This window comes from Streptomyces sp. JLBT605 (assembly GCF_058215555.1).
The window spans coordinates 3,973,561-3,993,253 of record NZ_CM177087.1; the positions used below are offsets into that span (position 1 = coordinate 3,973,561).

At 73.5% G+C, this 19,693-nt stretch carries 12 protein-coding genes; 8 read left to right on the plus strand and 4 right to left on the minus strand.

What is annotated here, in order from left to right:
• Position 1: 1 nt before the first annotated feature.
• A complete protein-coding gene (pcrA, locus tag AC4BDD_RS17290; protein ID WP_490686342.1) occupies positions 2-2,524 on the plus strand; it encodes a DNA helicase PcrA in 2,523 nt (840 codons plus the stop codon).
• 81 nt (positions 2,525-2,605) lie between these two features.
• On the opposite strand, the gene AC4BDD_RS17295 is transcribed toward pcrA, so the two are convergent.
• Together AC4BDD_RS17295 and AC4BDD_RS17300 are read right to left on the minus strand one after the other, a co-directional pair.
• Positions 2,606-4,348, minus strand: a complete 1,743-nt coding sequence (locus tag AC4BDD_RS17295) for a M23 family metallopeptidase (protein ID WP_490686343.1) — start codon at positions 4,346-4,348, stop codon at positions 2,606-2,608.
• Between the two features lie 184 nt (positions 4,349-4,532).
• Entirely contained in the window at positions 4,533-5,480 is a 948-nt protein-coding gene (locus AC4BDD_RS17300; RefSeq protein ID WP_490686344.1) for an esterase/lipase family protein, read from the minus strand.
• A 409-nt stretch (positions 5,481-5,889) separates the two neighbouring features.
• Between AC4BDD_RS17300 and icmB the strand changes: the two genes are divergently transcribed.
• A complete protein-coding gene (gene icmB / locus AC4BDD_RS17305) occupies positions 5,890-6,300 on the plus strand; it encodes a coenzyme B12-dependent isobutyryl CoA mutase small subunit (RefSeq protein WP_490686345.1) in 411 nt (136 codons plus the stop codon).
• A 265-nt stretch (positions 6,301-6,565) separates the two neighbouring features.
• On the opposite strand, the gene AC4BDD_RS17310 is transcribed toward icmB, so the two are convergent.
• Together AC4BDD_RS17310 and AC4BDD_RS17315 are read right to left on the minus strand one after the other, a co-directional pair.
• Positions 6,566-8,404, minus strand: coding sequence for a DUF5691 domain-containing protein (locus tag AC4BDD_RS17310; protein WP_490691812.1), 1,839 nt, complete (start codon positions 8,402-8,404; stop codon positions 6,566-6,568).
• 215 nt (positions 8,405-8,619) lie between these two features.
• Positions 8,620-10,113, minus strand: a complete 1,494-nt coding sequence (locus AC4BDD_RS17315) for an SWIM zinc finger family protein (protein WP_490686346.1) — start codon at positions 10,111-10,113, stop codon at positions 8,620-8,622.
• Positions 10,114-10,305: 192 nt separating this feature from the next.
• Between AC4BDD_RS17315 and AC4BDD_RS17320 the strand changes: the two genes are divergently transcribed.
• The 6 genes from AC4BDD_RS17320 (at position 10,306) to sucC (ending at position 19,675) form a co-directional block, all read left to right on the plus strand.
• The gene (locus tag AC4BDD_RS17320) at positions 10,306-11,409 is read left to right on the plus strand and encodes an ATP-binding protein (protein ID WP_490686347.1); all 1,104 of its coding nucleotides are present in this window, start codon (positions 10,306-10,308) and stop codon (positions 11,407-11,409) included.
• Positions 11,406-14,015: a DUF5682 family protein gene (locus AC4BDD_RS17325; RefSeq protein ID WP_490686348.1), complete on the plus strand. Its 2,610-nt coding sequence runs from the start codon at positions 11,406-11,408 to the stop codon at positions 14,013-14,015. Before AC4BDD_RS17320 ends, AC4BDD_RS17325 begins: the two co-directional genes overlap by 4 nt.
• A 237-nt stretch (positions 14,016-14,252) precedes the next feature.
• The gene (locus tag AC4BDD_RS17330; protein WP_490686349.1) at positions 14,253-15,470 is read left to right on the plus strand and encodes a VWA domain-containing protein; all 1,218 of its coding nucleotides are present in this window, start codon (positions 14,253-14,255) and stop codon (positions 15,468-15,470) included.
• 198 nt (positions 15,471-15,668) lie between these two features.
• Positions 15,669-16,541: a hypothetical protein gene (locus AC4BDD_RS17335; RefSeq protein WP_490686350.1), complete on the plus strand. Its 873-nt coding sequence runs from the start codon at positions 15,669-15,671 to the stop codon at positions 16,539-16,541.
• A gap of 96 nt (positions 16,542-16,637) precedes the next feature.
• A complete protein-coding gene (locus AC4BDD_RS17340) occupies positions 16,638-18,020 on the plus strand; it encodes a hypothetical protein (protein WP_490686351.1) in 1,383 nt (460 codons plus the stop codon).
• Positions 18,021-18,499: 479 nt separating this feature from the next.
• Positions 18,500-19,675: an ADP-forming succinate--CoA ligase subunit beta gene (gene sucC / locus AC4BDD_RS17345; protein WP_490686352.1), complete on the plus strand. Its 1,176-nt coding sequence runs from the start codon at positions 18,500-18,502 to the stop codon at positions 19,673-19,675.
• Positions 19,676-19,693: the final 18 nt, after the last annotated feature.

The window sequence follows — 19,693 nt, forward strand, 5'->3', positions numbered from 1 at the left end:
GATGAGCAGCAGCCTCTTTGACGACAGCTTCCTGGCGGACCTCGACGCCGCGGCCTCCGCCCCCGCGGGCGACGAGCCTCCGCCGCCGCCCGAGGACCCCGAGTACGCCACCGGGCACGGTGCGGAGGAGGTGCCGCATGACCTCTTCGGCGACACTTTTAACGTGCCCGTACCCAGCCAGGCCCGGGAGCCGTACTACCGGGACGGCGCCGCCCGCCCCGCGGTGGACCCGGCCGCGCTGCTGGAGGGGCTGAACGACCAGCAGCGTGCCGCCGTCGAGCACCACGGGGCCCCGCTGCTCATCGTCGCGGGCGCCGGATCCGGCAAGACCCGCGTGCTGACCCACCGCATCGCGTATCTGCTGGGCGCGCGCGGGGTGCACCCCGGCTCGATACTCGCCATCACCTTCACCAACAAGGCCGCGGGCGAGATGAAGGAGCGGGTGGAGGAGCTGGTCGGCCCGCGTGCCAACGCCATGTGGGTGTCCACCTTCCACAGCGCCTGTGTGCGGATCCTGCGCCGCGAGTCGAAGAAGCTCGGCTTCACCTCCTCCTTCTCGATCTACGACGCCGCCGACTCCAAGCGGCTGATGGCCCTGGTCTGCCGCGACCTGGATCTGGACCCCAAGCGGTTCCCGCCCAAGTCCTTCAGCGCCAAGATCTCCAACCTCAAGAACGAGCTGATCGACGAGGAGACCTTCGCCGGGCAGGCCGCCGACGGCTTCGAGAAGACGCTGGCGCAGGCGTACGCGATGTACCAGTCGAGGCTGCGCGAGGCCAACGCGCTGGACTTCGACGACATCATCATGACCACGGTCCATCTGCTCCAGGCGTTCCCGGACGTCGCCGAGCACTACCGGCGCCGCTTCCGGCACGTCCTGGTCGACGAGTACCAGGACACCAACCACGCCCAGTACACCCTGGTGCGCGAGCTGGTCGGCACCGGCACGGAGAACTTCGACCCCGCCGAGCTGTGTGTGGTGGGCGACGCCGACCAGTCGATCTACGCGTTCCGCGGCGCCACCATCCGCAACATCCTCCAGTTCGAGGAGGACTACCCGGACGCGCGCACCATCCTGCTGGAGCAGAACTACCGCTCCACCCAGACCATCCTCAGCGCCGCCAACGCCGTCATCGAGCGGAACGAGAACCGCCGCCCGAAGAACCTGTGGACCCAGGCGGGCGCGGGCGCCGGGATCACCGGCTATGTCGCCGACACCGAGCACGACGAGGCCCAGTTCGTCGCCGACGAGATCGACCGGCTGACGGACGCGGGCGATGCCAAGGCCGGGGACGTCGCCGTCTTCTACCGCACCAACGCCCAGTCCCGTGTCTTCGAAGAGATCTTCATCCGCGTCGGCCTGCCCTACAAGGTCGTCGGCGGAGTGCGCTTCTACGAGCGCAAGGAGGTCCGGGACGTCCTGGCCTACCTGCGGGTCCTGGCGAACCCGGAGGACACCGTTCCGCTCCGTCGCATCCTCAATGTGCCCAAGCGCGGCATCGGCGAGCGCGCCGAGGCGATGGTCGACGCCCTGTCGCTCCGCGAGAAGATCTCCTTCGCGCAGGCGCTGCGCCGCGTCGACGAGGCGTACGGCATGGCGGCCCGCTCGGCGAACGCGGTCAAGCGCTTCAACACCCTGATGGAGGAGCTGCGCACGATCGTGGAGTCCGGCGCCGGACCGGCCACGATCCTGGAGGCGGTGCTGGAGCGCACGGGCTATCTCGCCGAGCTCCAGGCGTCCAACGACCCGCAGGACGAGACCCGCATCGAGAACCTCCAGGAGCTGGCCGCCGTCGCCCTGGAATTCGAGCAGGAGCGGACGGAGGACGAGCCGGGCACGCTCGCCGAGTTCCTGGAGCGGGTCGCCCTGGTCGCCGACTCCGACCAGATCCCGGACGAGGACGAGGAGGGAAGCGGCGTCATCACGCTGATGACCCTGCACACCGCCAAGGGCCTGGAGTTCCCGGTGGTCTTCCTGACCGGCATGGAGGACGGCGTCTTCCCGCACATGCGGGCGCTCGGCCAGACCAAGGAGCTGGAGGAGGAGCGGCGGCTGGCGTATGTCGGCATCACCCGCGCCCGGGAGCGGCTGTATCTGACCCGCTCCACGATGCGCAGCGCCTGGGGCCAGCCCTCGTACAACCCGCCCTCCCGCTTCCTGGAGGAGATCCCCGACCAGTATCTGCACTGGAAGCGCACCGGCCCTTCGGCGCCCTCGGCCTCCATGAACTCCATCGGCGCCGGCTCCGGCATCGCCTCGTCGCTGTCGTCGTCGGCCTCCCGGTCGTCCTCGCGCTCGAGGGGGGCCGTGGGCGGCGGGGCGAGCGGCTTCGCGACCCGGCGGGCCAAGGACCGGCCGGTGGTCTCGCTGGCGATCGGCGACCGGGTCACCCACGACTCGTTCGGGCTGGGCACCGTGGTCGGCGTCAAGGGCAGCGGGGACGCGGCCGAGGCGACCATCGATTTCGGTGACGAGAAGCCGAAGCGGCTGCTGCTGCGGTACGCACCGGTGGAGAAGCTCTGACGGAGCAGCGCTGATGGCGGCGGCCCCGGCCGGTGGGCCGGGGCCGCCGCCATCAGTCGGTGGGCTTGATCAGCGGGCCTGTTATGTGGGGTCGAGCCCGTGCGTGCGCAGCCAGGGGAGCGGGTCGACCGCGGAACCGCCGCCCGGGCGTACTTCGAAGTGCAGATGCGGCCCGGTGGAGTTGCCGGAGTTGCCGGAGTAGGCGATGACGTCCCCGGCCTTCACCGAACCGGACCGGATCTTGGTGCTGCTCAGGTGGCAGTACCAGGTCTCGGTGCCGTCGGGCGAGGTCACTATCGCCATGTTGCCGTAGGCGCTGTTCCACTGGGTGCGTACGGTGCCGTCGGTCGCCGCCATCACCGGCGTGCCGTAGCTGACCGGGAAATCTATGCCGGTGTGCACCGACATCCAGTTGATGCCCGCCTGGCCGAACTGGGCGCTGAGGCCGTGCTGGGTGACCGGGAGTGCGAACTTCGGGCGCAGCGCCTCCTTGCGCGCCGCCTCCGCCGCCCTGCGCTTCTTCTCGGCGGCCTGCCGCTCCTTGAGGTCGATGCGCTCCTGGGTGCGGCTGGCCCGGTCGGCGAAGTCGTCGGCGCGGTCGGAGAGTCCGGCGAGCTGGGTGTCGAGCTTGCTGTTGGCGACCGACGGTTTGACCGAAGCCGCGTCGGGCGCGGCCTGGGTGGTCGAGTCGTCCTTGTCGCTGTCGCCGCCGACACCGCTGACGGCGGCCGCGGCCACGGCCGTCACGCCCATGATGGCGACGGAGGGCACGGCGACGGTGAGCAGCGCGGACCGCTTGGGGCGGGCGGCGGTACGGCGGCGGCCGCGTGCGCCGTCCCGGCGGGAGCTCTCGCGACGGGAGCCGTCGCGGCGCGGGCCGTCGGGGTAGGAGGGGGCCGAGACCAGGACCGGCTCGTCGTCGGTGCGGTCGGCGCCATCGGCGTGCGGGGCCTCGCCGGCTTCGCCGCTGCCATCGGCCTGGTGGGCGTCGTGGATCCGGTGGTTCCCGGCGCCGCCGCTGCCGTCCGTGCCGGCCGCCGCGTCGAACGCGTCGCCCGAGCCGTCCGAGGTGCCGTACGGCTCGCCGCCGGGCTGCTGTTCGTAGATCGAGTCGCCGGCTGTCCAGGCGGTGGCGTCCCAGGTCTGGGTCAGCCCGGTGTCGACTCCGGTGGTCTCGTACGCGCCGGCCTCATCCCAGGGCCGGTTCTCGTCCCACTGACCGGAGTCCGCGCCGCCGGTCTCCCACAGCGCGCTGGTGTCCCACTGGCCGGTGCCGTCCGCCTGGCCGCTCAGGTCCCACTGGCCGGTGGCGTCCGTGGTCTGCTGGGCGGGGATGGCGCCGGAGAGCTGATAGCCGGTCTCGCCCCACGCCGCGGCGGTGTCGTAGCCACCCGTCGGGTAGCCGCCGGTGCCGGGTTCCGTGGACTGCTGGGGGATGCTGCCGAGGCTCCACTGCCCGGAGGCGTCCCACTGTCCGGTCTCGTAACTCCCGGTGTCGTACTGGCCGAGGTCGTAGCTGCCGGTGGCGTACTGACCGGTGGTGTCGTACTGACCCGTGCCGGTGTCGTACAGGCCCGCCGTGAACTGCCCCGTCGGGAACTGGCCGGTGCCGTAGGCGTCGCCCGCGAGATCGGTGAGGAGTGGATCGGTGCCGTCATAGGCCGCGCCGAGCTGGCCGAAGTCGCCGGTGGAGTAGCCGTCGTACCCGGCGTAGCTCTGCTCACTGCCCTGCTGCTCGTCGTACGCCCCATAGAACTGGGCATATGAGGCGTCAGCAGCGGGGACGGTCGGGATCGAGCTCCCCGACGGGTGACGGTCGTTCACCACCAACTTCTCTTTCGCCTCGGCAGCAGGAGAATTAGCGGCGACTGTACCCGGCGGTATGCGACGCCGACAATCTTCGGCAGGTTTCCGACGGTGCGGGAAAGGGCATTTGGTCGCCTTTCGGCGTCCTGTGTGCCATTACTTGGCCGGGTGTTCGATTGCTGTTCGGTAATGATCCGCGTGATCAAGCAACCGATGCGGCCCCGGAAGCGTCGTCCCCGCCGTCCTGCCCGGCATGCCGGGGTTCCGTTTTCTGCCGTTCCGTCAGTGCCTGGCACACGCCGCCCGCGACGATCCGGTGCACGGGGAGGGCGAGATGGCCGATTCCGGTCACCCGCACGTTCTCGGCCGCCAGGTCGGGGTGGTCGATGCGGGCCATTTCCGCCGGTGTCACCACGGGATCCACATCGCTCCAGAAACTCACGAAGCGGGTGCGGCAGTGCGGCGCCGGCTGTCGCAGCGCCTCGATCACCGGGGAGCCCGGCCGCATCTGCCGCACGATCGGGTGCGCCGACAGCAGCGGGGCCACCACCCGGGTGCCGCCATGCGGGGTGCCCAGGGTGACCAGCGTCCGCACGCGCGCGTCACCGCCCAGCAACTGCACGTAGTAGCGGGCGATCAGCCCGCCCAGGCTGTGCCCGACGAGGTCGACGCGGTCGTGCCCGGTGCGCCGGCAGACCTCCTCGACGCGGTTTCCGAGGGCCGCCGCGGCGGTCGGGACGTCGCAGGTCAGCGGTGAGTAGTTGAGGCCCTCCACGTGGTGACGGCCGGCCTGGCGCAGGGAGCGGCGCAGGAGCACGAAGACCGAGCGGTTGTCGATGAACCCGTGCAGCAGCAGCACCGGGCGGTGGGCGGCGGACCGTCTCCCGCCCGGGGCGGACGGGTCGGGTACGCCGTCCGGGCGATCCGCGCCGGCCGGTCCCTCCGACGCGGCCGGTCCATCCGGGCCGTCCGGTGCGTCCGGACCGTCCAGCGTGCCCGGCTCGCGGTACGGGCGCTCCTGGGCCAGGCCGGTCGGATAGAGGATGACGTGTGCGGCGAGGACCGCCGCGTCCACCGCGGTGGCCCGGACCAGGGCGGTCGACGAGCGCAGCGGCCCGATCAGCGAGAGCGGAAAGGGCAAGGTCTTCATGGCCGGCCTCCCGAACGACCCGCGGAAGCGGCTCTGCTCCGCGTGCCCTGACGAGCAGCCGAGGCGGGTGGGCCGGGCTCGAGGATCCGTCGCTCCGGGGGCCGTCGCTCCGGTCGGTCTTCCCGGTGACCGCACCACCGCGTCGGCCGGCTCGCGACACCGGTTCACGACGCGGCGGTGCGACTTCCCCGCTGCGGTTGCTGTGCGGCCGAACCAGGCGAACGGCGGCCCCGCCCCCTGACGGCGCGGGACGGGCTCGGCCGGTGCGGCTCCGTGTGGACGTGTCCCACTGTGTGATTTCCCCCTCGCTGCTCGCCGCGAAACTGCTGCGTGCGGGAAGCTGGCGATAACGTTCGTTCACCGCTTACCGCCGGTGACGGCAGTCGAGCACGGAGGCATGGAGGCAGTGATGGGAGTGACCGGTCCGATCCGAGTGGTGGTGGCCAAGCCGGGGCTCGACGGCCATGACCGCGGGGCCAAGGTCATCGCGCGAGCGCTGCGTGACGCCGGTATGGAGGTCATCTACACCGGGCTGCACCAGACGCCCGAGCAGATCGTCGACACCGCGATCCAGGAGGACGCCGACGCGATCGGGCTGTCGATCCTCTCGGGTGCGCATATGACGCTCTTCGCGAAGGTGCTGGAGCTGCTGCGGGAACGCGAGGCGGAGGACATCAAGGTCTTCGGCGGCGGCATCATCCCGGAGGACGACATCCCGCTGCTGAAGGAGAAGGGCGTCGCGGAGATCTTCACTCCGGGTGCGACGACCACCTCGATCGTGGAGTGGGTCCGGGCGAACGTCCGCCCCGTCGCCGCCTGACCCCGGCACACCGCGCGTCGGCCGGGTGCCGTGATGTGCCGGAGGGCACGTCAGGGCACCTCGGCACGCGCCGGGGCACCCGGGGAGCAGCCCGCGGTGCCCGGGCGCGGCCGGGGACTTCAAGTCCCAGGTCCGAGCGTCTGGGGGCCAGGCCGCAGGTTCGGGGCGCCCGGGAGGCGGGCCGAGGCGCCGGGCGCGGCGGGGGAGTCAAGTCCCGGGTCCGGGCGTCCGGCAGCTCGAGCCGCAGGTCCGAGGCGGCCGAGGGTCAGGCCGCTGGGTCCGGCGCGGCCCGGGGCTGCGGGGGCCCGTCGAGCTCGGCCCGCATCGTGGCGCGCAGCCGCAGGGTCCCCACCAGCCGCTGGAACGCCTCGGACCAGTACCCCACCGCGCCCGGAGCGCCGTCTTCCGGTTCGTCCGGTATCGCGGTGAGAACCTCCAGACAGTCCGCCTGGGCCGGGTCCAGACACCGCTCCGCGAGCCCCATCACCCCGCTGAAGCTCCACGGATAACTGCCGGCGTCCCGCGCGATGTCCAGGGCGTCGACCACGGCTCGGCCCAGGGGCTCGCTCCAGGGCACGGCGCATACCCCCAGCAGCCGGAAGGCGTCGGACAGCCCGTGCGCGGCGATGAACTCCGCCACCCATACGGCCCGTTCCTCCGGCGGCAGCGCGGACAGCAACTTCGCCGGATCCCGCCAGGACGCGGCGACCGCGGCCGCCGCCTGCGCGGGCTCGCCCGCCGCGTGCGGCGCGGTGGGCGAGGCGGTCGGGGAGCCCAGCAGCGCGCGCGACCACGCGGGGTCCCGCTGCCGGACGGCGGCCCGGCACCAGGCGGCGTGCAGGTCCGGCTGCCAACCCTCGGCGACCGGCAACGCGACGATCTCGGCCGCGCCCCGGCCGCCGAACCACTCCGTCCAGCATTCCAGCGGCGTCGCCTCCACCAACTGGCCCAGCCACCAGGAGCGTTCGCCCCGGCCCGACGGGGGCTTCAGGACCACGCCGTCCCGCTCCATCCCGCTGTCGCACTCCGCCGGGGCCTCGACCTCGATACACAAAGCCGTGCCGTCAGGCGAAGTCGCGCCGTCGGGCGACCTGCCGTCTGGCGAAACCGCGCCGTCGGGCGACTCCGCCAGACGTACCAGCGCCCGGGCCCGTCCGGCCATCCGCAGCGCCAGCCGTGAGCCGGGCAGTGCGGCCAGCAGCTCCGCCGCGGTGGCCCGCACATTGCGGCTGCGGTCGGACAGCGCCTGCTCCAGGAACGGCTCGTCGCCCGGAGCGAGCTCGTCGCGGAGCGAGTCCAGGAACATCAGCCGGTCCTCCGCCCGCTCCGTCGCCCAGGTGCTCGCGAGCAGCGCCAGCCCGGCCGCCGGGTCGCGGTGGCGCTCCACCGCCAGCAGCGAGACGCGCTCCGCGAACAGCCCCTCCTGCCAGAGCTTCGTCACCTCCTCGGGGTCGGCCGTCTCGCGCGGAGCCGCTCCCGGACCCCGGCCAGGCCCGCCGCGCCGTACGAACTTCCACTCGTCGTTCAGCTGGGCCAGCCACCGGCCGCGCGGTCCGGCGAGCGCCAGCGCTTCCGGGCGCAGATCGGTACGGGAGCGGGCCGCGTCGAGCAGCGCGGGCAGCAGCGCGTCAGGCGCGCGATAGCCGCGGCCGTTGGCCATCGCCAGCCATTGGGGGAGGAGTTCGGTGAGATCGGGTGCGGTGCGCGGAGTGGACTGCCCTGGGCCGGCGCGGTCGGCCAGCAGCAACGACAGCCGGCGGCGGGCCGCGGCGGGCAGCGCTGGACGGGTGTCGGCCGGTGCGGGCGCCGGGAGCGGCCAGGCGGCGGCGGGCCGCAGCCCGGCCCGCCGCGTCACGGTGCTCAGCGCGGCGGCGTCCAGCAGCGCGGTCGGCACCTGCTGCCCGGGGCGCACGGCGACCGGTGGGGTGCGCCGCTCGGTCCCCAGCAGCGCGGCGGCCAGCAGCTCCTCCCAGGGCGCGGCCCTGGTGGCGGCCTCGCCCGGGACGGCGCAGGTGGCGACGGCAGCGGCTGCGGCGGCCTGCTGGGCGGTGGGGCCCGCTTCCGCGCCACTTGCTTCGGCGCCAGTCGTCTCCGCGCGAGTCACCTTCGCGTCAGTTGCTTCGGTGGCACGTGTTTCTCTGGCTGTCGCCTTCGTCGTGGTGGCCGCGGGTGTGGTGGTCGCGCATGCGATGCCCTCGACGAGGGAGGTGGTCGCGGCGGTGTCGGCGACGGCGTCGGTCGCGGTACGGGTCACGGCGTCCCTTCGTGCGGTGTCGAGTCAGGTGCCGGGTGCGGGCGGAGCCGAGTCGGTGGGTGGGATCAGAGCGACACGGGAGCGGGGTCCCAGGTGGTGATGGGTGCGAAGCCACGGTGGCCGCATTCGCCGAAGACCGTGACCGGGGCGCCGCCGGAGACCGCGGTGAGCTGCCAGAGATTGACGCGGTCCAGGCAGCGCGGGTCCACCGGGAGAGCGGTGGCCGTCCGCGCGTCCGCCAGCTGCCAACCGGCGGGGCCGGGTATCGGGGTCACGTCGGTGAGCACGGTGGGCCAGGCGTCCAGCCAGGGATCGTCGCGCAGCCCCTCGCCGTAAGCGGCGAGCGCGGCCGCCAGGGGGATGCCGGGCGGAGCGGATTCCTCCGCTGGCGCCACCGGTGGTCCGTGGCGGGCGCCGAGCACGGCGCGCAGCGGGCGCGCGGACGGGTAGTAGACGAGGTCGGCATCGACCACGAGCCCGGTGGGCAGGGCCGGCTCGGGAGCACGCCCGGCCGCGCCGAAGGAGAGCAGCAGCGCCATCCGGCCGCTCTCCTCCCCGCGCAGCCACACCCGGCGTGTGGTGATCCTTCCGTCGCTGCTGTCCTGCCGGCCCAGCACCAGCCAGCCGTCCCGGACGACCGGGCCCGAGGCGAGCAGCTCGGCCGCGTTCGTCGTGATGCCCACCCGGGCTCTGGTGGTGGCGGCCAACTCCGGCGGCAGCTCGTCCTGGTGGAGAAAGCCCTGGTTGAGCAGGTGGGTGAGCGCGCACTCCTCCAGCAGCCGGGCCGGCCAGCCGGGGCCGGAGGAGCGCACCGCCGCCAACTCGCGGACCCGGGTCCCCAGCCCGGGTGCCTGCGCGTCGACCATCCGTGCAGCCGTCTCGTCCCAGGCGGCGTAGCCGGCATGCGAGTCGTCGGTCGTGGCCAGCCCCTCGCGCAGCAGATCCGCCAGACGCTGCTCCAACTCCGAGGCGCCCGCCGCGATCCGCTGCGCACGCTGCTCCGCCCGGCGCCGCACCGCCGCCGGATCGGCGGCCCCCGCGCCGCTTCCGACCGCGTGCTCCGGCCCAGTGCTCCCCGAGACGGCGTCCCCGGAGACAGCGCCGCCGGAGACGGTGTCGCCGGTGGCGGTGCCCCCCGAGACCGTTTCGCCGGTTGCGGTGTCGGTGGAGGCAGCGTCCGCGGCCTGGCGCCCGGTGCGCTGCCGCCGACCGCTCAGCCACTCCTCGGCCCACTGAGGCGGCTGCTCCGCCTCCCGCACACTCCCCTCTCCCGTCTCGCCCGCCCACAGCAGCAGCAGGCCGAGCGCGTGCTTGCACGGAAACTTGCGGCTCGGACACGTGCACCGGTATCCCGGGCCGTTCCCCCCTGCCAGGTCGACGACGGTCTGATACGGCTTGCCGCCGCTGCCCTTGCAGAGCCCCCACACACTCCGCTCGCGCGTCCCCGTCCCCGACCACGGATCGGCCGTGGCGAGCTTGCCGCCCGCCTTGCGTGATGCGGCGTCAGGAGCCAGCGCGAGCACCTGTTCCGCCGTCCAGCGTTCCCCCTGCGGATTCATGTCCACGACGCTACGGGGCACCACTGACAATCGCCTCTGACCTGCGGGTTCGCCGTGCCGGCGGTCGATTGTCAGTGGTCGGGTGCAAGGTGGGTCATGTATCCGGAGACGGACTGAGTGCGAGTTGGGGGAGCTGTGACCATGACTGTGCCCGGAACCGACACCACGCCTGATACCGCGACACCTGATGCCATGACAGAAGAAGGCGCGGGTGGTCCGCAGGCCCTGCGCCCGCACGCGGAGCACGCCTTCGCCGACGAGCTGAAGGCCCTGGCGGCCGCCGACGACCGGCCCCGGCCCGCCCGCTGGCGGCTGTCCCCCTGGGCCGTCGCCACCTATCTGCTGGGCGGCACCCTGCCGGACGGCACCGTCATCACACCCAAGTACGTGGGCCCGCGCCGGATCGTCGAGGTCGCCGTGACGACCCTGGCCACCGACCGCGCGCTGCTGCTGCTCGGCGTGCCGGGCACGGCCAAGACCTGGGTCTCCGAGCACCTCGCGGCCGCCGTGAGCGGGGACTCGACCCTCCTGGTCCAGGGCACCGCGGGTACCCCGGAAGAGGCGATCCGGTACGGCTGGAACTACGCCCGGCTGCTCGCCCACGGGCCCAGCCGGGAGGCACTGGTCCCCAGCCCCGTCATGCGGGCCATGGCGGAGGGCATGACCGCCCGGGTCGAGGAGCTGACCCGCATCCCCGCCGATGTGCAGGACACGCTGATCACCGTGCTCTCCGAGAAGACCCTCCCCATCCCGGAGTTGGGCGAGGAGGTCCAGGCGGTGCGCGGCTTCAACCTGATCGCCACGGCGAACGACCGTGATCGCGGGGTCAACGAGCTGTCCAGCGCGCTGCGCCGCCGGTTCAACACCGTGGTGCTCCCGCTGCCCGACACCCCGGAGGCCGAGGTCGGCATCGTCGCCCGGCGGGTCGACCAGATCGGCCGCTCCCTGGACCTGCCCGCGACACCGGAGGGGCTGGACGAGATCCGCCGGGTCGTCACGGTCTTCCGCGAGCTGAGGGAGGGCGTCACCAGCGACGGACGCACCAAGGTCAAGTCGCCGTCCGGCACGCTCTCGACGGCGGAGGCCATCTCGGTGGTCACCGGCGGGCTGGCGCTGGCCGCGCACTTCGGCGACGGGGTGCTGCGAGCGGGTGACGTGGCCGCCGGCCTCCTCGGCGCGGTGGTCCGCGATCCGGCGGCCGACCGCGTCATCTGGCAGGAGTACCTGGAAACGGTGGTCCGGGAGCGGGACGGCTGGAAGGACTTCTACCGCGCGTGCCGGGAGGTGAGCGCATGACGGCCGCGGCACGCGAGGCGCCCGATCTCGCCGAAGGGCCGGTGCTGCTGGGCGTGCGGCACCACGGCCCCGGGTCCGCGCGGGCCGTGCGGGCGGCGCTGGAAGCCTGCCGGCCGAGCGCCGTGCTCATCGAGGGGCCGCCGGAAGGGGACGCGCTGGTCGGCCTAGCCGCCGAGGAGGGGATGCGTCCGCCGGTCGCTCTGCTGGCGCACGCGGCGGATGATCCGGGCCGTGCCGCCTTCTGGCCGCTGGCCGGGTTCTCGCCCGAGTGGGTGGCCATCCGATGGGCTCTGGAGCAGCAGGTTCCGGTGCGTTTCATCGACCTCCCGGCGGCGCATTCGCTGGCCCTCGCCGGGCGCGACGACTCGGCTGAGGGCGACGGAAACGGGGGAACGCAGGGCGCGGACGCGGCGCCGGGGCCGGAGGAGCTGCGGGTCGATCCGCTCGCCGTACTCGCCCGGGCCGCCGGGCAGGACGACCCCGAGCGCTGGTGGGAGGACGTCGTCGAGCACCGTGGCCCGGGCCGGGCGACCGCGGCCGCGGAGACCGGCGAGGTCGCCGGGCCGGCCGCGCGAGCCGCCGCACTGGAGCCGTTCACGGTGCTCGGCGAGGCGATGGCGGCCCTGCGCGCCGAGTTCGGGCACGGCGGCCACCCGCACGACGCGGTGCGCGAGGCCCATATGCGGCTGCGGCTGCGCGAGGCGCGACGCGAGTTCGGCGACGGCGTCGCCGTGGTCTGCGGCGCCTGGCACGTCCCGGCGCTGTCCGAGCGGGCCAAGGTCACCGCCGACCGGCAGCTCCTCAAGGGGCTGCCGAAGGTCAAAGCCGAGCTGAGCTGGGTGCCGTGGACCCACCGCCGGCTCTCCCGGCGCAGCGGTTACGGGGCCGGGGTCGCCTCGCCCGGCTGGTACGGCCACCTCTTCCACGCCCCTGACCGGCCGGTCGAGCGGTGGCTGACCAAGGTCGCGGGGCTGCTCCGCGCCGAGGACTACCCCATCTCCTCCGCGCATGTCATCGAGGCCGTGCGGCTCGCGGAGACGCTGGCCGCGATGCGCGGCCGGCCGCTCGCCGGGCTCACCGAGACCATCGACGCGGTGCGGGCGGTGATGTGCGAGGGATCCGATGTGCCGCTGGCGCTCGTCCAGGCCCGGCTCGTCGTCGGGGACGTGCTGGGCGAGGTGCCCGACTCGGCCCCCGCCGTCCCCCTCCAGCGGGACCTCACCCGTATCCAGCGCTCGCTGCGCCTGAAACCCGCGGCGATGGAGCGGGAGCTCGATCTGGACCTGCGCAAGGAGACGGACGCGGCGCGCAGCCGCCTGCTGCACCGGCTGCGGCTGCTGGGCATCGACTGGGGCACCCCGGCGCGTTCGGCCCGCGGCAGCGCCGGCACCTTCCGGGAGACCTGGCGGCTGCGGTGGGAGCCGGAGCTGTCGGTGCGGGTCGCCGAGGCGGGGGTGTGGGGCACGACGGTGGGCTCCGCCGCCACCGCCAAGGCCGAATCGCTGGCGCTGGGCGCGGCGGCGCTCGGCGAGGTGACCGAGCTGGCCGAGCGGTGTCTGCTGGCCGGGCTCGGCGACGCGCTCCCGGTGGCGATGCGGGTGCTCGCCGAGCGGGCCGCACTCGACGCGGACGTCGGCCACCTGGCACAGGCGCTGCCCGCCCTGGTCCGCTCGGTGCGGTACGGGGATGTGCGGAGTACCGACACCGCCTCGCTCAGCGAGGTGGCCGTCGGGCTGGCCGAGCGCGTCATCGTCGGCCTGCCGCCGGCCTGCGTGGGGCTGGACACGGACGGCGCGGCGGAGATGCGCGGCCACATGGAAGCGGTGCACCAGGCGATCGGCCTGCTCTCCGAGACGCGCGGGACCGAGGCTTCCGCTGCCTCGCCACCCGGCGCCGCGCCGCAGGCGGCATCGGTCGCGGGGGCCGGGCTGCGGGGCCGGTGGAGCGGGGTACTGCGGGCCCTCGCGGGGCGCGACGGCGTCTCCGGGCTGATCCGCGGCCGCGCCGCGCGGATGCTGCTGGACGACGGCCGCCTCACCGAGGACGAGGCGGCCCGGCTGATGCGGCTGGCACTCTCGCCGGGCACCGCGCCGCCCGAAGCGGCCGCCTGGATCGAGGGGTTCATCGGTGGTGGGGCGGGCGGAGGGATGCTGCTGGTCCACGACGAGCGGTTGCTGGCGCTGGTCGACGGCTGGCTGACGGCCGTGTCGGCGGAGGCGTTCACCGATGTGCTGCCGCTGCTCCGCCGCACCTTCTCCGCGTACGAGCCCGGGATACGCCGCACGCTGGGCGAGTTGGTCCGCCGAGGCCCGTCCGCGGCCGCCGCTCCGACGGCCGGCGGCGGTCCGCTCGCGGCACCGCCCGCGCCCGGGTTCGGCCCCGGCCTCGATCCGGAGCGCTCGGCGGCGGTGCTGCCGACGCTCCGCCTCCTGCTGGGCATCGGCGCCGTCGGGGAGCCCGAGAAGCCCGGGGCGACAGAGAACCCCGGGGAGCCCGGTGGGCAGGTGGAGGCAGGGTCTACCGAGCCAGGTGGGTCTGGTGGTGCGGGCGCGCGCGGGGACGCGGGCCAGGCCGTCGCGGACGAGGCTGTCGCGGGCGCGGCGTGACGAGGGCCGCGCGCGTCATGAGACGGCGGATACCTGCCGCGTAAGGGGCCCCGGGCCACGGACGCACGGGGCGGATGGGCGCGGACGCACGGGGCGGATGGGCGCGGCTGACCGGGGTGGGTGGCGCGGCTGACGGGGTGTGTGGCGCGGCTGACGGGACACGCCGCGTGTGTGGGGTGACGGATGGTTGGGACGCGGGCGGATGGGACGGGCGGATACGGCGTGAGGGGAGAGGGCATGAGCGTCGCGGTGGACGACGGCGGGGTGGCCGCTCAGGAGCGGCTGCGGCGGTGGCGGTTGGTGCTCGGCGGGGAGACCGGCGGCAGCGGTGGGTCGGCTGACGGCACGGGATACGTGCCGACCGGCCGGGACGCGGCGATGGACCGCACCCTCGACGCGCTGTACGGGGGGCCGGGAGCCGGCGCCCCGGGGTCTGGCGGCGCGGGGGGCGGCCCGCGGTCCGCGGGGCTCGGCGGGTCCGCGCCCCGGGTGGCCCGCTGGCTGGGCGACATCCGCGCCTACTTCCCGACCTCGGTCGTCCAGGTCATGCAGCGGGACGCGATCGACCGGCTCGGCCTGTCGGCCCTGCTGCTGGAGCCCGAGATGCTGGAGGCGGTCGAGGCGGACGTCCATCTGGTCGGCACGCTGCTGTCGCTCAAAGCGGCGATGCCGGAGACCACCAAGGAGACCGCGCGGGCGGTGGTCCGCAAGGTGGTCGACCAACTGGAGGAGAAGCTCGCCACCCGCACCCGCGCGACCCTCACCGGCGCGCTCGACCGCTCCGCCCGGATAAGCCGTCCGCGCCACCGGGACATCGACTGGGACCGCACCATCCGGGCCAATCTCAAGAACTACCTGCCCGATCAGCGGACGGTGGTGCCGGAGCGGCTGGTGGGTTACGGGCGGGCGGCGCGCGGGGTCCGCAAGGACGTCATCCTCTGCGTCGACCAGTCGGGATCGATGGCCTCCTCCGTCGTCTACGCCTCCGTCTTCGGCGCCGTGCTGGCCTCGATGCGCTCCATCGCCACCCGCATCGTCGTCTTCGACACCGCGGTCGTCGATCTGACGGACCAGCTGGACGACCCGGTGGACGTGCTGTTCGGCACCCAGCTCGGCGGCGGCACGGACATCAACCGGGCACTGGCCTACTGCCAGTCCAAGATCACCCGCCCCGCCGACACCGTCGTCGTGCTCATCAGCGACCTCTACGAGGGCGGCATCCGGCAGGAGATGCTCGGCCGGGTCGCGGCGATGAAGGCGGCCGGCGTGCAGTTCGTGGCGCTGCTCGCGCTCTCCGACGACGGCGCGCCGTCCTACGACCGGGAGCACGCGGCGGCCCTCGCCGCCCTCGGTGCGCCTGCTTTCGCCTGTACGCCCGACTTGTTTCCGGATGTGATGGCGGCGGCGATCGAGAAGCGGCAACTGCCCATACCGGACAAGGCCCCGCAACGGTAACCGGGGGCTTGCGCGGCCCCCCGTGGGTCGTGCGAGGATCACCGCACCGGCCGGGGCGTGTCGCTGTCCGTCCGTCCGGCCCCTCCATTCCAGACGCATTCGATCCGCATTCGCGCCGACGCCCGCTCGTCGGTCCCATTCCCCACCGGAAGGCCCCTCGTGTCCGCTGTTTCCGTCGTTGCCGCGACCGTGCGCCCAGTGCGCACCGTCGTGCTGCGGCGGGCGCTGCTGGCGGTGCTGTTCCTCGGGGGCTTCCTGTTCCTCGGCTTCGTCTTCGGCGGCAGCGCTCAGGCCGCCGCGCGGGACGGGCTGAGCCTGCCGGACGGCGGGCGGACCAGCAGCTCGGAGCGGACGTTCGACGCCGACGGCGCCGACACCCTGCGTCAGCGGGCCAAGGAGGGCGCCGCGGCGTCCTTCGAGCGGTCCGCCGAAGCGGCGGACGAGACGTCCGAGAAGACCTCCGACAAGACCTCCGAGACCCGGTCCCGCGTCACCGAGACGGTCACGCGCCAGGCGCTGCGGCCGGTCGAGGACGGGGTCCGGTATGTCACCGACCCGGTCGGTGACATGGTGCGCGACACCACCGGCGCGCTGCCCGTGCGGCTGCCTGGAACCGGTCTGGTGACGGGCGAGGACGGGATTCTCGACGCACATGAGCTCGCCGGCCGGCAGTCGGCCGGGGCCGGTGCGTCCGCGGACGACACCGCGGTGGCGCACCGCCGGACGGGCATAGCGGGCAACGACTTCCTGGCGTGGACCGCGGCATGGCCGCAGCCCGCGACCGGGTGTGCCGGAGCCGATGACGAGCGGGTGGCACCGGTCGCCCAAGCGGCCGCGGACAACGGCCTCTCGGGCCACCACGCCCCGTTCCAGGCTCCCTTCCCGCAGGCTCCCTCCGGGATGGCACCGCAGTACACCGGCGACAACGGCGTGCCCCGTGGCGGGGAGCACCACGCTGCGCTGCCGCCGGCCGGCTCCGCGCGCTTCGGGCTGGTGCCCGGCGCGGTCGCCGCCGACAGCTCCGCGCCGACGCGTGAGCGGTTCAACGAAGTCCTCGAATTCCCTGGCTAGGGCAGACCTTCCCCCGTCTGCTGAGACCTGCCGCGCGGGGGCGGGACAGGTCTGCCCAATGCCAATCTCCGGACTTCGTAAGGACGTTCCCTCATCATGCGTAACAACATCCGCCGTTCCATCCTCGTCGCCGCCGCTGCCACCGGGATCTGGGCGCTCGGCACCGCCGCCGCCAGCGCCGACGAGCTGCCGGAGGTGCCCTCCACCGACACCGTCACCACCACGGTGACCAGCGCGACCAACACCGCCCAGGACACCCTGCCGGCCGACGCCTCCCAGGTGACCGGCGCGACCGGCACCGTCAAGGGCGCGGTGGACGGCGCCGGTTCGAAGGTGACCGACACCTTCCGCGGCGGGCTGCCCGGTACCCCGGACGTGACCGGCGTGACGGACGGCATCGGCGGCGTCGGTGGCACCGACGTGCTCGACGGCGTGACGGGGCAGGCCGGCCAGGCCACGAAGACGGACGCCGCCAAGACCGCGAAGCAGGCGCAGAAGACGGCGACCAAGACCGCCAAGAAGGCCGCCAAGGGCGCCGACCTGGACCTGCCCACCGGCGAGGTCCCCGGCACCGTTCCGGCCGTCCCGGGCCTGCCCTCCGCTCCGGCCGTCCCCGCCACCCCGGGCGTGCCGACCCTCCCGGCCACCCCCAAGGTGCCCGCCACCCCTGAGCTGCCCACCCCCGGCTCCGCCGACGACCTGCTGGCCGCCCTGTCCGGCGCGGGTGTCCGTCCCGAAGAGCTGACCGGCGCGGTCCAGCGGGCCATCGCCCAGACCCGGCCGACCGTCGACGGTGTCGCCGCCGACGTGCTGCCGCCGGTCGCGCACCGCACCGTCGTCCAGGTGCTGCCGGTCGCCGAGAAGGCCGTCGGCAACGCCGGTGAGCTGGCCGGCCACGTGGTCGTCCGCACCACCCCGTTCGCCCAGCAGGTCGTGGGTGACGTGCGCTTCTTTGTGACCGGTGTGGCCGGTGACGCGCAGACCCTGGCGACCGGTGTGACCGCCGACGCCACCCCGTACGCCCAGGGCCTGGCCGGCACCGCCGTCCAGGACGCCCGGGGCACCGTCGCCGACGCGACGGCCGGCGTGCAGCGGCTGGCCCCGGCCGTCCCGGGCCTGCCCGCGGCCCCGGCGGTCCCCGCGGCCCCGGCCGTTCCGGCCGCGGACCTGCCCGCTGTCCCGGCGACGCCGGCCGTGCCCGCCGTCCCGGCTGCCCCGGCCGCGGACCTGCCCGCCGTCCCGGGTCTGCCCTCCGCCCCGTCCGTGCCCGCCGTTCCGGGCGTCCCCTCCACCCCGTCCGTGCCCGCCGTCCCGGCCGTCCCCTCCACCCCCGCCGTCCCGGCCGTCCCGGCGGCTCCGTCGGTGCCGTCCCTGCAGGCCCTCCCGGCGGTGCCCGTCGACCTGACCGACGCCGCCAACATCCCGGCGCTCCCGGTGCTGCCCACCACCCTTCCGGCCACCGGCGGTCTCGGCGTCTGACACCGGCGCCCACCGAGTCGGCTCAAGGGGAATCGAGCCACCTCGGTCGTGCCCGTCAGTCATGTCACTCGGACTGATCCACAACCCCGTCACTGACCCAGGCGCCTGTCGCCGTCACTGACGTACACACCTACGACGCACCATCCCCGCCATTCGGCCCTACGGCGGTTCGGCCGAACGGCAGGTGTGTCAGCCGACCGGGCAGCCCTCTTTGGGGAGAGGGCTGCCCGGCCGCCGTGTGCGGGCCTACCGGTGTTTCCCGGGCCGTGGCCGGTCGCGGGATCTGTGACCGTAATCACCGCGTGAGTGTGACCTGTGATTTAGGGGTCGACGTCCAGCGGGGATAACCTGCGTGGCGGACATGCCGCGTACCCGGCGCACGTGTGCCGCCCTCGTAAAAGATCGCGTCGTCACGCTGCCCCTGCGGCACGCCCGCGCAGACAACGAACCGCGATTTCCAGGAAAAGGGACGGACGCGCGTGGACCTGTTCGAGTACCAGGCGAGGGACCTCTTCGCCAAGCACGGTGTACCGGTGCTGGCCGGTGAAGTCATCGACACGCCTGAGGCGGCGCGCGCGGCGACTGAGCGCCTGGGCGGCAAGTCGGTCGTCAAGGCCCAGGTCAAGGTCGGTGGCCGTGGCAAGGCCGGCGGCGTGAAGCTGGCCGCCACCCCGGATGAGGCCGTCGCCCGCGCGACGGACATCCTCGGCATGGACATCAAGGGCCACACGGTCCACAAGGTGATGATCGCCGAGACGGCTCCGGAGATCCTCGAGGAGTACTACGTCTCCTACCTCCTCGACCGCACCAACCGCACCTTCCTGGCCATGGCCTCGGTCGCGGGCGGCATGGACATCGAGGAGGTCGCGGAGAAGACCCCCGAGAAGCTCGCCAAGATCCCGGTCGACGCCAACGAGGGTGTCTCCAAGGAGAAGGCCCAGGAGATCGTCGCCGCGGCGAAGTTCCCGGCCGAGGTCGCCGACAAGGTGGCCGACGTCCTGGTGACCCTGTGGGAGACCTTCATCAAGGAGGACGCCCTCCTCGTCGAGGTCAACCCGCTGGCCAAGGTCGCCTCCGGTGACGTGATCGCCCTCGACGGCAAGGTGTCGCTGGACGCGAACGCCGAGTTCCGTCACCCCGAGTTCGAGGAGCTCGAGGACAAGGCGGCGGCCAACCCGCTGGAGGCCGCGGCCAAGGCCAAGGGCCTCAACTACGTCAAGCTCGACGGCGAGGTCGGCATCATCGGCAACGGCGCGGGTCTGGTCATGTCGACCCTCGACGTCGTCGCGTACGCCGGTGAGAACCACGGTGGCGTCAAGCCCGCCAACTTCCTCGACATCGGTGGCGGCGCCTCCGCCGAGGTCATGGCGAACGGCCTGGAGATCATCCTCGGCGACCCGGCCGTCAAGTCGGTCTTCGTCAACGTCTTCGGCGGCATCACCGCCTGTGACGCCGTGGCCAACGGCATCGTGCAGGCCCTGGAGCTGCTCAAGTCCAAGGGCGAAGAGGTCAACAAGCCGCTGGTCGTGCGCCTCGACGGCAACAACGCGGAGCTGGGTCGCAAGATCCTCACCGACGCCAACCACCCGCTCGTGCAGCAGGTGGACACGATGGACGGAGCGGCCGAGAAGGCCGCCGAGCTGGCTGCGAAGTAAGGGACGAGGGACACCAAC

Excerpts from the sequence above, each read along its gene's own strand:
- AC4BDD_RS17320 (WP_490686347.1), top strand. The coding sequence starts at position 10,306 with ATGACAGAAGAAGGCGCGGGTGGTCCGCAGGCCCTGCGCCCGCACGCG.
- AC4BDD_RS17315 (WP_490686346.1), bottom strand. The coding sequence starts at position 10,113 with ATGAATCCGCAGGGGGAACGCTGGACGGCGGAACAGGTGCTCGCGCTG.
- AC4BDD_RS17300 (WP_490686344.1), bottom strand. The coding sequence starts at position 5,480 with ATGAAGACCTTGCCCTTTCCGCTCTCGCTGATCGGGCCGCTGCGCTCG.
- AC4BDD_RS17340 (WP_490686351.1), top strand. The coding sequence starts at position 16,638 with ATGCGTAACAACATCCGCCGTTCCATCCTCGTCGCCGCCGCTGCCACC.
- AC4BDD_RS17325 (WP_490686348.1), top strand. The coding sequence starts at position 11,406 with ATGACGGCCGCGGCACGCGAGGCGCCCGATCTCGCCGAAGGGCCGGTG.
- AC4BDD_RS17330 (WP_490686349.1), top strand. The coding sequence starts at position 14,253 with ATGAGCGTCGCGGTGGACGACGGCGGGGTGGCCGCTCAGGAGCGGCTG.
- icmB (WP_490686345.1), top strand. The coding sequence starts at position 5,890 with ATGGGAGTGACCGGTCCGATCCGAGTGGTGGTGGCCAAGCCGGGGCTC.
- pcrA (WP_490686342.1), top strand. The coding sequence starts at position 2 with ATGAGCAGCAGCCTCTTTGACGACAGCTTCCTGGCGGACCTCGACGCC.